The sequence below is a fragment of the Membranihabitans marinus genome, assembly GCF_019802045.1.
GTDB classification, from domain to species: Bacteria; Bacteroidota; Bacteroidia; order Chitinophagales; family Saprospiraceae; genus Membranihabitans; species Membranihabitans marinus_A.
On sequence record NZ_JAHVHU010000011.1, the window covers coordinates 128,813 to 141,767 of the forward strand.

Genomic DNA, 12,955 nt, shown 5'->3' on the forward strand with positions numbered 1-12,955 from the left:
GATCTTAGTAGTGACACTTCTGACACTCTGTCCCACCGATATCTTCCACGGTAACCTGGGACCGCGTTCCGTCTTTTATTTCATCGTGGTAATGCGTGTAAATCTCATAATATTCATTATTAAAATTAACAGACGTCTGCCGGTGACAATTGATACACCACCCCATGGCCAGGGTAGAAAATTGTTCGACCGTTTCCATTTCTTCGACCGGTCCGTGGCAGGTCTGACAAGCGACACCTCCCGCAGACACATGTTGTTCGTGACTAAAGAACACGTGATCAGGCAAGTTGTGTATTTTCACCCAGGGAATAGGACCCTGAACAGTTTTCTTGACGTCATTGGTTAAAGATTCCACGATGTGATTCCACTGCTCCTCCACCAAAAGCTCCCCGCGGCTGTCCATTTCTCCTTTATCGCTTTCATACTGATCAGCAATCCATTTGGTATAGATTTCCTTCACTTCTTCCTGAGTCAGATTTTCATAATCTTCGATGTACGCATCTTCAGAAGGATTGTACCCGATTGAAGCATAAATTTTGGTCAACTCGCCGGTCCCGTAAGTCGATCCTTTCCGGATGGCTCGGTGGCAGTTCATACAGGTGTTCGTAGCCGGAATGACGGAATGCTTACTTCGTCGTGCCCCATCGTGGCAATACTGGCAATCAATCTTATGAAGCCCCGCATGCGTGACATGAGAAAATTTGATCGGTTGATCCGGTTGATACCCTTGCTGCCGATTCAGATCCACAGCTCTGTTCACCGTAAAGTAGCCGCCCAATATGATAAACAGCAACACATATATACCAATGGCCGTTCGACCGGTAAACAAATCTTTATAAGTTCTTTTATCGAGCTCCTGCCCTTCTTGCATGGCCTCTACTTGCCGCAGTTTGCCCAAGATATTCCACAAGATTAGTGAAAGAAACACCAACGCCACACCCAGGCCACCAACGACCCAGTATGTATTAAGTCCGCCCGAACCCGGTGCTTCGGCAGTCGTGCCCGGACCTGCAGGCTGAGCACCTCCCCCACCAATTGTTCCTTCATACACCCCTTCTACATAAGCCAGAATTGAAGCAATATCAGAATCGGTCAAATTGGGATTCGGTGTCATCACCGTCGGTTTCCATTCATTCCATATCTGTACAGCCAGAGGATGTCCTTCCGCGATCATCTCCTGTGAATTCCGGATCCAATGGTATAAATCTTCTTCGGGATACTCGGCCCATGCTTCCAGTCCAGGCCCAAGTGCAGGCCCTGTGAGATCACTTTTCATATCCCGGTTATGACACTGGGCACAGTTCGCACGGAAGAGGTTTTTCCCCAACTCGATATCGGCTTCCTGACCTATTCCCGTTTGACCACAAACCAGAATCAGGGCAAGAATTGCTAAAATGTACTTGAATGGTCGATACATTCTATTATGGCTTTTAATTTTATAGTAAACTTTTCTTAACGCTCAATATGCTCTGGCAAAAGTACGATTAACTCCACTTTAAACAAACCCAAATGATCGAAAGTCGATTATTTAGATCGGTTCTAATTTAGACCGCTACCTTCGCTTTAATATGAGGATATGGGTCGTAATCAACCAGGGTAAAATCCTCATAGTTAAAATCAAAAATGGATGAAATGTCTGGATTAATTTTCATCCGTGGCAATGCCCGAGGGGTCCGGCCCAATTGCAGCCGTGCCTGATCCAGATGATTGTGGTACAAATGGAGATCTCCAAATGTGTGGACAAAATCACCCGGCTTCAACCCACAAACCTGGGCGATCATCATTGTCAGCAGCGCATAAGATGCGATATTAAACGGAACGCCTAAAAATGCATCCGCAGAACGCTGGTACAACTGACAGGACAACTCGCCCTCCCGTACATAAAACTGGAACAAGCAGTGGCACGGACTCAAAGCCATCTTATCCAGATCTCCCACATTCCAGGCATTGATTATTATCCGCCGGCTATCGGGCTGATTCTTAATAAGTTCCATGGCATGGGAAAGCTGATCGACAACCCGTCCATCGGCTGTTTTCCAGGACCGCCATTGTTCACCATAGACCGGTCCCAAGTCTCCATTTTCATCGGCCCATTCATTCCATATCCGAACGCCATGGTCCTGGAGATACTTCACATTGGTATCCCCCTTGATGAACCAAAGCAATTCATAAATGATGGACTTCAAATGCATCTTCTTGGTCGTCAGAAGTGGGAATCCTTCCGACAAATCGAAACGGGTCTGATACCCAAAAACACTTTTGGTACCGGTCCCCGTCCGGTCGTCCTTGTCGACCCCGTTGTCCAGTATGTGTGAAAGTAATTGATGGTATTGTTTCATATGGGCAAAGATATAATATATCAGAAAGGATCGAACATATTTCACAATTATTCACTCAAATCAGAAAATATCTTTAATTTTCCCTTCTCAAATTCATCGACAACTACGTATCATTGATTGAAGAAAATCACCATATCATATTGCATCTCAATCGTTGCCGGCTAAAAATTACGACAATTTTCACAAGATCCGAAATAATCAATTTAACATTCCATAAACACCCTTAAGTCAACTACATGACCATGAAACAGATTTTAGTCTTTTGTGCTTTGATTTGCCCAGTCCTGACCCGCGCTCAAGGTCTCGATGCACGCATCAATGATTTATTCACCCCCATTGCAGATGCCTGGGAAGCACTCGTGCTAACATCCATTCCTATTACATCCGATATAAATGTACCCATTGTCTTGATCCTACTGATCGGCGGGGCGACCTATTTTACGTTTTACTTTAACTTCGTAAACATACGCCGGTTCCCCCTTGCCATTCGGGTTGTTCAGGGGAAATACGACTTTTTAGAGGAAGATGCTGAAGAGGTTCAGCCAGGAAAAGACATGATTACACGGGATGATGATATCGTAGAAACCATCAAGATCGAAGGCCGGGAAGGAGAAGTCACCCATTTTCAGGCGCTGACGGCAGCGGTATCGGGGACGGTCGGATTGGGGAATATTGCCGGCGTTGCCGTCGCTATTGCGATGGGGGGACCAGGTGCCACTTTCTGGATGATTATCGCCGGGCTCCTGGGGATGTCGTCAAAGTTTGTGGAATGTACACTGGGCGTAAAGTACCGGGACGTGGAAAATGGAGTGGTTTTCGGAGGTCCCATGTACTATTTATCCAAAGGCCTGAAAAGCATCGGCTATTCAAGGACAGGTAAAACCCTGGCGGTGCTGTTTGCGGTTTTGTGTGTCGGGGCATCGTTTGGCGGAGGCAATGCTTTTCAGGCCAACCAGGCAGTGGCCCAGGTCATGACACAATTCCACATCGAGGGTAATTTTGTTAAAAGTCTGCTGGGGTTGTTCCTGGCTGCGCTCGTCGGCGTGGTTATTATCGGTGGTATCAAACGGATTGGTACCGTCACCGAGAAAGTCATTCCCTTCATGGCCGGGATGTATGTGCTGGCTTGTTTGTTGATTATCGGGACACATTATGAACTTATTGTGCCTGCATTTAAGCTGATCATGAACGAAGCATTTACCCCCACCGCCGGATTAGGCGGACTGGTGGGTGTCCTCATCACAGGATTTAGGCGGGCCGCATTTTCCAACGAAGCCGGCGTAGGTTCGGCGGCGATCGCACACGCTGCCGTAAAAACCAGACACCCAGCCAGTGAAGGTGTTGTCTCCTTACTGGAACCGTTTATAGACACTGTTCTGATCTGTACAATGACTGCGTTGGTAATCATTTTTTTCAATATGGATGGACAGTTTATCTACGGAGATCTCGATGTAGCTTCCAATGTGATGATTACAGAAACAGGCCAGCGAATTGGGGGAGTAGACCTTACCTCGCTGGCTTTTGAAACTGAAATTCCAGGTTTTTCCTATGTCTTGACTTTTGCGGTATTTCTGTTTGCTTTTTCTACCATGTTGTCGTGGTCATACTATGGACTTCAGGCCTGGAAGTATCTGTTCGGACGGACAAAACAAGCTGACGTTACCTACAAAGTATTGTTTTTATTGTTTATCATTATCGGCTCTGCTGCGACTTTGGACGCCGTAATCAAGTTTTCAGATGCGATGATTCTTGCGATGGTTTTCCCCAATATGGTGGGTTTGATCCTTCTGTCACCTCAGGTAAAAAAAGAGGTCCGCAACTACGTCATCGCCATAAACGAACGCTTCAATAAAAGCCATTAGGAAATTGAAAGGACCAAGCTCAAAGCTGAAAGAGAGAAGCTCAAGGTCACAAGCTCAGGGTTCAAAGCAAGATAGCGGTGCACAAAGCGGCAGCAAGATATCAATATAATAGTACGTTAAGAAGCTCAAAGATAAAAGCTCAAGGACTCAAGCTCAAAGCTCAAAGCTCAAAGCAAGAAGGTGGTACACTGAGCGGAGTCGAGGTGCTGGAAATGGAAAGTTGAAAATTGAAAGTGGAAAATTTGACCACAGATAATGGATCACAGATCACACTCCTGGATTGCGTGTCAACCGATCAGGTCAGTGGTATGGAGTACCACCCCACGCGATGGGCTGCAAGCTCTATAAGGTTTTTGGGATCGCTCTGTTATAGTGGGTATAGTGGGCCCAAGACCGGTGTCGAACGCAGACGAAGTAACCGATAACATATTAACTGACAACTCAGTAGCTTATGACCAACGACCTAGAACCAGCTTCATCCACATCCGCCCCGACCACAAACATATATATAGGACTTGGGGTTAATCTGGGCGATCGGGCACACCAACTCCAGCGTGCGTTGGAAGAAATGGAAAAAGAAGGAATCAAAGTAACCCAACAATCTGCCTTGTACGAAACCGAAGCCTGGGGGTATGAAGATCAGCCCGCTTTTTTGAATCAGACCGTAGAAGTCTCCACCCGGTTGTCACCAATAGATTTATTGGACCGCCTTCAAGTGATCGAAAAAAGACTCGGGCGACAGGAAAGAAAAAGGTGGCATCAAAGAGAGATCGATCTCGATATATTGTATTACAGCGACCAGATCGTAAAGACCCCTGATCTTCAGATACCGCACCCATATGTCCGGGAGCGTAATTTTGTTTTGGTTCCGCTGGCAGAAATTGCCGGCACATTTGTGGATCCCGAAACGGGAGAATCCATCCAGGCTGCTCTAAAACAGTGCACCGACAGCAATACCCTTACTTTATATCCTGACAATCGCCGATCTCTATGAACGCACAATTTCCATATCAATACATCACCATTGAGGGCAATATAGGTAGTGGGAAGACCAGCTTTTGTCAAAAAATGGCCGAACATTATGACCTCGAACTCATTCTTGAAGAGTTTGCAGACAATCCGTTTCTTCCCCATTTTTATGAAAACCCTACCCGGTATGCGCTTCCCGTTGAACTCTTTTTTATGACAGAACGCTATAATCAATTATCTGAAAATGTGCAGTCCGGTCATCTATTTTCTTCCTTGGTTTTAGCGGATTATTTTTTTGATAAAACCAGGCTGTTTGCACGCAACAATCTCAATGACATGGAATTCAAACTCTTTGACCAGATTTATAACACCTTGGCTCCGCATCTTCGTCCACCCGGCCTCCTGGTTTACTTACACAGACCGGTGGAACAACTTAAAGCCAATATCAATAAAAGAGGACGCACGTACGAACAGCAGATTTCACAACAATATCTTCGTTCCATCCAGGATGTTTATTTTGATTACTTCCGGTTGGATTTGGATTTTCCGGTCGTGATCGTCAACGTCGAACATCTAAACTTCACAGAATCGGAGGCTGATTTTCACAAAATAACTGAACTTCTCAATCGAAACTATTCCAAAGGTATTCATAGGGTTAGTTTCATTCATTGATCTATGTAGACCAACAACTGGTCTAAGACATTCTTGCATCTCCATGGAAAAAATTATCTTTGTTCTGATAAATACAAAATAAAATCTATGCGCATATTCTTCCAATCTATATTAGGATCCTGTCTCGGTGTTTTATTGGCCATCCTAGTGGTTTTTGTTCTGCTGGCCGGAATAGGTTCTTCTTTTTATTCAGCCGGGAAAGACACCCCCGACGTTAAGGCTAATACCGTCCTCCGCATTACCCTGGACCAAAACCTGCCAGAGCTTACCAATAACTCCGGTCAAAAGGGTTTTTCCAGTCTTATGGATCAAAACAAGATTCTGAGCATTCATGACTACGCTGATCTTATCGTTCGGGCAGCCAGTGACAAAAACATCAAAGGCATCTATTTTGCACCCAAATTAATGGCCGTAAGCCAAACCAAACGGGAAGTATTGGAAGAGGCATTAAAAACCTTTCGGGACAGCGGAAAATTTATCTATGCTTACAGTGAATTTTATACGGGTCCGGCCTATCATCTGGCCAGTCTGGCAGACAAAGTGGCCATATTCCCCAATGGCGGGATCGATCTGCGTGGAACCGCAGCGATCGTTCCTCATTTCAAAACATTGTCGGATAAGATCGGTGTCAATTTTGAAACCTATTTTGCCGGAAAATTTAAGAGCGCCACGGAACCTTTCCGGATGGATCACATGAGCGACGCCAATAAACTGCAAACACACTCCTACCTGCAATCACTTTATGGAGAAATTCTAAGCGACATCACTCGAAATCGCTCCATAGATAGTATGACCCTGCAGAACATCATCAACACCTATGCGTCGAGGAATGCCCGAACTGCCAAAGAACATGGCCTGGTGGACCAGATCGTCTATGAAGATGAAATGCTGCAACTCATCAAAGACAAACTCGGACTGGACAAGGATGAGAAAATTAATTTTATTTCACTCAGTGACTACTACAAATCCGAACCACTGAAGAACAAATTGTCAGAAAAAAATAAAATTGCCGTGGTCTACGCAGAAGGAAACATACATGACGGTCCGGAACAAGCCGGTACGATTTCCGGTGACCAATACGTCAAAATTCTTCGAAAAATACGACGCGATGAAGATGTCAAAGCGGTCGTGCTGCGGATTGATTCGCCGGGCGGCAGCGCCATGGCTTCGGAAAAAATCTGGCGAGAATTAAAGTTAATTCGTGAAGATGGGATTCCTGTCGTCGCTTCCATGGGAACCTATGCCGCATCCGGCGGATACTATATAGCGAGTGGAGCGCAGTATATCGAAGCGGAACCCACTACCATTACAGGATCCATTGGTGTATTTATACTGCTGCCCAAAGTCGATGAACTCATGAATGACAAGTTGGGTGTCAATGTGGACACCGTCCGCACCAATCGATACAGCGCTTCTTTCACCCCTTTTTTTGCATCATCGCCCGATGAACAGAAAATACTACAGAGTGAAGTGGACCAAATTTATGAGGTGTTTCTCGAACGTGTGTCCGAAGCACGGAATATGAGTCGCGATGCAGTCAATGAAGTGGCACAGGGCCGGGTATGGACAGGAAAGCAAGCATTGGACAGAGGGTTGGTCGATCAACTGGGCAATCTCAGCTCTACCATTAAAAAAGCTGCCGAACTGGCCAATATTGATGAATACCGGACAGTCCCCTATCCACATATCAAAGACCCTCTTTATCAATTGATTGAAGAGTTAACCGGTGAAAAGTTTGATGCAAAATTAAAATTTCTCCGGACCAAACCAGTTGATCTGCTTCATTCTGAAATCAAATCAGAGCTTAAAACGTGGAGTCAACCGCAGGCGCGCATGCCGATGGACATTATTTACAATTGAAGATGGCCGCTGAAGCTTGGAAGCCGTGTGCTTTTCTGAAAAGCTGACCGAGGCCGGGAAACCGTCCGCTTGTTGAGCGAGTACACTTCCACGACCATTGACACAGTTCGTCGGATACTCCCCAACAGCGATTCGTCCCAACGACCAAAGCGCCAGCGTTCCAAAAGCATAGGGCCCTCATGACCAACAGCCAAATTCTGAAATCTGAAATCTGAAATCTGAAATCTAAATTCTTTTCTTACTTTTATACCCGTGACTATTCATAAAAAGGACTGAGGACTATATGGGCGCATTTTACTTGGCAGGGTTATTGGGAATATCTTATCTATATTGGGCCATTCTCGCCTTTCTTATTGCGCTTGTTTCCTTATTTATCCGGGTTCCTCCATTTGCATTACCACGTGATCCGAGCAACTGGATTTTCAAAAAATTTATATTACACTATTTTCATAGTGCCGCCTGGCTGATCATAGCCTGGGTGTGCTACCGGCTTTATCACAGGGAAGGCGACCTATCTATTGGACTGTATATCTTAGTAGGTATCGCAGTCGTCCTGATGCTAACATTTCTAACAGTGTGGTTAATCGACCGATTCCAGATACGCAGAATGAAAGGGAAACATAAAAAAAGTAATGCCAATGATTAAAACACAAAGCTATAAACTGGACCTTGTCTGGCAAGGTAACCGCGGCGCCGGTACCATGACCTACACCTCTTACGATCGTGAATTCACAACTCGTGGAGTATCCCGACCAGAGATTCTCGGTTCCTCCCATCCGGCATTTAGGGGGAATAACGACCGCTATTGTCCCGAAGAACTGTTACTGGCTTCGCTGTCCTCCTGTCATATGCTGTGGTATCTGCACATGTGCGCAGCGCACGATGTGGTTGTGCTGGACTATCGCGACCAGCCTGCGATGATCATGGATATCAAAGAATTTGGGAACGGTGATATCCGGTCGGTCACGCTGTCACCGGTCGTTCACATCGCATCAGAGGAACAACGGGATCGGGCGATGGCGATGCATCAGAAAGCGCACGAGAGTTGTTTTATCGCCAAGGGCGTGAATTTTGAGATTATCCTCAATCCGTCAATTATTATAGATAGCTGATGCTCATACATGATTGCATAAGTTTGACGGACAAAATAATCGGAGAGAACCACGCTCAAAGTCGAAGGTAAAAAGGTAAAACACAGAGCGAGGTCAAGGTTGTCCAGGAAGATGGTAAACTTCCAGTCATTTTAATGCAGTCCAATATTGATATCATAAGAATTTATACATTTGCTGCTTCAATAAATGACCAGAAAAACATAATGATTTAATGATCAATTAGCCTGATTTAGACCATTAGTACATGCTGCATTAAAAATTCATCATCAATCATTTACCATCGACAATTAACCATTAATCATCATCATTTAACCATTAACCACCAATAATGTCGACACCCCATACGATCATCGAGCAATACCAGGAACGCGTCACCGACCTAAAAACTCAGCTCCACCAGATAAAGCGAAAAGCCTTTTCCTATTCCATGGTGCGGTTTGTACTATTTGTGGGTTTGGTTTTTAGTGTTTATTTTTATGTCCGGCAAGACTACCCATGGATGCTCCTGCTGATTTCAGTGGCCGTGGTCGCCTTGTTCTTGTACTTTGTCAAGGTGCACGCCAACATCAAATACCGCCAATCCATTGTCGAAAATCGAGTCAAGATCAACGAGAACGAAATTGCCGTGCTCCGGCAAGAAGCCTCTTTTCTGCCCGATGGCACCTCCTACCACGAAGAAGACTCTTATTCCGCAGATTTGGATATCTTCGGTCCGCGCTCCCTCTACCATCTGATCCAGCGATGCTTCAGTGAACCGGGAAGAAAAAAGCTGGCTGGCTGGTTCCTTCATCCTGCTTTTGACCAGGCCTCCATAGAATCTCGCCAGGCCGCAGTAGCAGCAATCAAGGATAAGATCAATCTTCGCCAAGATTTGTTGGCGCACGGACTGGCACAATTCACTGAAAAAGACCTGAAATTTTTTCCTGACAAACCACTGATCACCCCGTCCACTTTTCGAAAAATAAAAATCATTCGATGGATTCCGCCGGTGATCATGCTCCTAAGCATTGTAGGCGCCCTTATTCTCAGTAATTCCAATATGATCCTGTACGGATTTCTGCTCAATATCATACTCACTGGTATGTTCCTCAAGTCTACCATGCAGGTCATGCAACGCGCAGACCATACCCTCAAAAATCTAAAAAACTACAATGAGCCCCTGCGGGTGCTAATCAACCCCGACTACCAAAATCAATTATTGGACCTACGAAAAGAAAAACTGGTAGACATCCATCATAATTTATCCGTATTACAGAAACGATACAACCTGCTCGAAAACCGGAACAACCTTCTGATGGGCCTCTTGCTCAACGGATTTTTCGGTTATGATTTTATAGCATTGAGCTTACTAAAAAAGTGGTATGATGAAAACGCTTCTAAGATTCCGGGCTGGCTGGAGGAAATCGCCTGGTTTGAAGCCTTGTTCTCGCTCGGCACCTTTGCGTACAATAACCCCGCCTACACGTTTCCCAGGCTGAATCGATCCATGGGTATGGACGGCGAGAACATCCGTCACCCATTTATTCCCGACGAGGAGAATGTGGGTAATGCACTCGACTATACGCTCCCACTCAAAGTGATTTTACTGACCGGTTCCAACATGTCCGGAAAAAGTACTTTCCTGCGTTCCCTTGGGGTCAACCAGGTATTGGCTTTGACGGGCAGTGTAGTGGCCGCGGATCGTTTTCACACCGGATTGTACGACATCCAGACCTCCTTCCGGAAGGCCGATTCGATCCAGGAACACACCTCCCTGTTTTATGCCGAACTGAAAAAATTGCGCCACATCATCACTACACTGGAAACTTCAGAACGTCCGGTACTCATCCTGTTGGACGAAATCCTGCGTGGCACCAACTCCGACGATAAATACTACGGCAGCAAGCAGGTATTGCTTCGTCTGAAAGAACAATCCGCCATGACCATGCTGGCGACTCATGACATTGCCCTGGCCTCACTGGAAGAAGACCATGGTCCGGTCATTCAAAATTACAGTTTCGAAAGTCAGATCCGGGACGGTGAATTGCATTTTGATTATAAATTGCACCAGGGCGTGGCGGTTAATAAGAATGCGACATTTTTGATGGAGAAGATGGGGATCATTACATAGGGGTTAGGGCGCTGGGTTGTTAGGAGTTAGGACGCTTCGCTGTTAGGGGTTAGGTAAACTGTCCTGTTATGTACCTTACCAATGAACTTCTGCCAAATTTTGGCAAGAAATTGACTTAAAAAGCCACTGAACCCCCGTAGCAGCGGTTTCCCCATGGGGATGACCGTGTCATAACCGCCGAAAGACGGCGAATAAATTCAAAGAATTTGAGCGATTAGTTTATTTTGCTTGCAAACACTTCACTTCCCACAAAGACATACTGCCTTTGTACCATAAAAACAACCACTACACCCCTGTAACGGCGACTTTAGTCGCTCGAGACGAGCTGACTTTTAGAAAATCAGCTCGTCTAAAAGTGTAAGGTTTATTATGGCGTATAAAATTGTATTGACCACATACTTAGATTCAAAATTTGTCTGTGATTTAAGATTAAGCAAAATTATTCTGCCATAAATCATATTACAAAAGGTAGATCAATCCTTATTAATTGACGGAAATTCAGTCCTATCGGAGGTAGACGGCATGAAAACATATAACCATACCAATCGCTAGATTTAACAGTAATTCATTCCTAACTTTCCCCAAAATACGCCTTCCGGCTTATTCGGGGTTATTCGTCTTCAACACCTCCGGCGTTAGTTGATTCTAATTCTGTTCAATAGGAGACAGTAAAGATTGAAATTACATAAGAAACAAAGACCAATACTGCTCAAAACCCCGAATGGGGTTCAATGTAAACGACATTTTGGTTGTTTAAGGATATCGAATCAGAGACGATCTCTGGTTTTGAGAGGAATAATAAGATGGCCAGGTTGAATACCTATGGGGTTCAAAACATAAACATTCTCAAATGCAATAGGAATCCACGTACTTATCTTTTGTATATTTGACCATTTCATGCAACAATGGTGCATTCACATCACTTGACTAAATTGCTCATAACTCAATTGAAAAATTCTATCATTTGGTTCCACAGGAGCGCGAAATTTACATAATCAGAATTACCGATTTTTCACCGGGCTAAATTAAAAATATGGATTTGAAATTATTATTTGGACTGGTTTTACTACTGTGTTCAGACCTGGCCACTGCTCAGCAATTCAAAATAATGACCTATAACATTCATCATGGGGCCGATGTCAATAACCAATCCACGTTGGATTCCATGGGGCACTTCATCCAGGAGTCAGTGGTCGATATCGTTGGGCTGCAAGAAGTAGATAGCGTCTGCCACCGATCCGGGGCGATTGATCAACCAGTCCGGTTGGGAGCTTTGGCCGGAATGGATGCTTACTTTACCCGCCATTTCCCTTATCAGGGTGGCGCTTATGGGCAGGGGTTGTTGACCACTCAGAGGGTGACGCGTCTGTACAATCTGCGTCTTCCGGTATTCCCGCTGGAAGATGAAAAGGAAGTTTCTGTTTTGGTGGCGGACATAAAAAGTTCGGATCGTAAAAAACTTACAGTGGCTGTGGTGCATTTGGATTATCGGTCTTCGGAATCCCGTATGCATCAGATTGACCTTCTTTTGGACTCTTTAAATGGCATCAAGAACCTGGTGTTGATGGGTGATTTCAACGCATACCCCGATTCACCGGAAATGCAGAAACTGGCCCGGTATTTTGATCAATTTAAAACGGATCGTGAATTACCCCCGTCCTTCCCGGCCGAAGAGCCCGATCGACGAATCGATTTTATACTTTTGAAAAAAGGTTCGGATCTTAAAATTGTGAATGAGGTGGTGAATCACGTCCCGTATTCGGACCATCTTCCGGTGACTGCGACGTTGGAATGGCAATGAACCTCACAAACCTCCAACCGCAGGTCCCTTAACCATTGAACTTCTACTAAATTTTGGCAAAAAGTTGACTTATACAACTCCTGAACCGCTGTAACAGTGGTTTTTACCGAAATCTCGCCAAGGGCGAGATCGAATGTGGTCAATTCACATTCGGTGAAGGAACCAAAATGTCCTCATTTTGGGTGTGCAGGATGAGAGCACCGACCCGTCCTCGCCTTGACTGAGGGAGG

The 12,955-nt window shown here is 45.2% G+C and carries 10 protein-coding genes; 8 read left to right on the forward strand and 2 right to left on the reverse strand.

Going from position 1 to position 12,955, the window contains the following annotated elements; all coding sequences use genetic code 11:
* Positions 1-4: 4 nt before the first annotated feature.
* Positions 5-1,417, reverse strand: coding sequence for a c-type cytochrome (locus tag KUV50_RS12810; RefSeq protein ID WP_222580558.1), 1,413 nt, complete (start codon positions 1,415-1,417; stop codon positions 5-7).
* A gap of 127 nt (positions 1,418-1,544) precedes the next feature.
* Positions 1,545-2,339 (reverse strand): thymidylate synthase, encoded by a 795-nt coding sequence (locus KUV50_RS12815; protein WP_222580559.1) that lies wholly within the window; start codon positions 2,337-2,339, stop codon positions 1,545-1,547.
* A gap of 236 nt (positions 2,340-2,575) precedes the next feature.
* On the opposite strand from KUV50_RS12815, the gene KUV50_RS12820 reads away from it, so the two are divergent.
* The 8 genes from KUV50_RS12820 (at position 2,576) to KUV50_RS12855 (ending at position 12,725) form a co-directional block, all read left to right on the forward strand.
* A complete protein-coding gene (locus tag KUV50_RS12820; protein WP_222580560.1) occupies positions 2,576-4,201 on the forward strand; it encodes an alanine/glycine:cation symporter family protein in 1,626 nt (541 codons plus the stop codon).
* Positions 4,202-4,652: 451 nt separating this feature from the next.
* Positions 4,653-5,195 (forward strand): 2-amino-4-hydroxy-6-hydroxymethyldihydropteridine diphosphokinase, encoded by a 543-nt coding sequence (folK, locus tag KUV50_RS12825; RefSeq protein WP_222580561.1) that lies wholly within the window; start codon positions 4,653-4,655, stop codon positions 5,193-5,195.
* Positions 5,192-5,842: a deoxynucleoside kinase gene (locus KUV50_RS12830; protein WP_222580562.1), complete on the forward strand. Its 651-nt coding sequence runs from the start codon at positions 5,192-5,194 to the stop codon at positions 5,840-5,842. The genes folK and KUV50_RS12830 overlap by 4 nt, the downstream gene beginning before the upstream one ends.
* An 87-nt stretch (positions 5,843-5,929) precedes the next feature.
* Positions 5,930-7,702, forward strand: coding sequence for a signal peptide peptidase SppA (gene sppA, locus KUV50_RS12835; RefSeq protein WP_222580563.1), 1,773 nt, complete (start codon positions 5,930-5,932; stop codon positions 7,700-7,702).
* 283 nt (positions 7,703-7,985) lie between these two features.
* The gene (locus tag KUV50_RS12840) at positions 7,986-8,348 is read left to right on the forward strand and encodes a hypothetical protein (protein ID WP_222580564.1); all 363 of its coding nucleotides are present in this window, start codon (positions 7,986-7,988) and stop codon (positions 8,346-8,348) included.
* The gene (locus tag KUV50_RS12845) at positions 8,341-8,814 is read left to right on the forward strand and encodes an OsmC family protein (RefSeq protein WP_222580565.1); all 474 of its coding nucleotides are present in this window, start codon (positions 8,341-8,343) and stop codon (positions 8,812-8,814) included. Before KUV50_RS12840 ends, KUV50_RS12845 begins: the two co-directional genes overlap by 8 nt.
* Positions 8,815-9,142: 328 nt before the next feature.
* On the forward strand, positions 9,143-10,924 hold the full coding sequence (locus KUV50_RS12850) for a MutS-related protein (RefSeq protein ID WP_222580566.1): 1,782 nt from the start codon (positions 9,143-9,145) through the stop codon (positions 10,922-10,924).
* Between the two features lie 1,039 nt (positions 10,925-11,963).
* Entirely contained in the window at positions 11,964-12,725 is a 762-nt protein-coding gene (locus KUV50_RS12855) for an endonuclease/exonuclease/phosphatase family protein (RefSeq protein ID WP_222580567.1), read from the forward strand.
* Positions 12,726-12,955 lie beyond the last annotated feature (230 nt).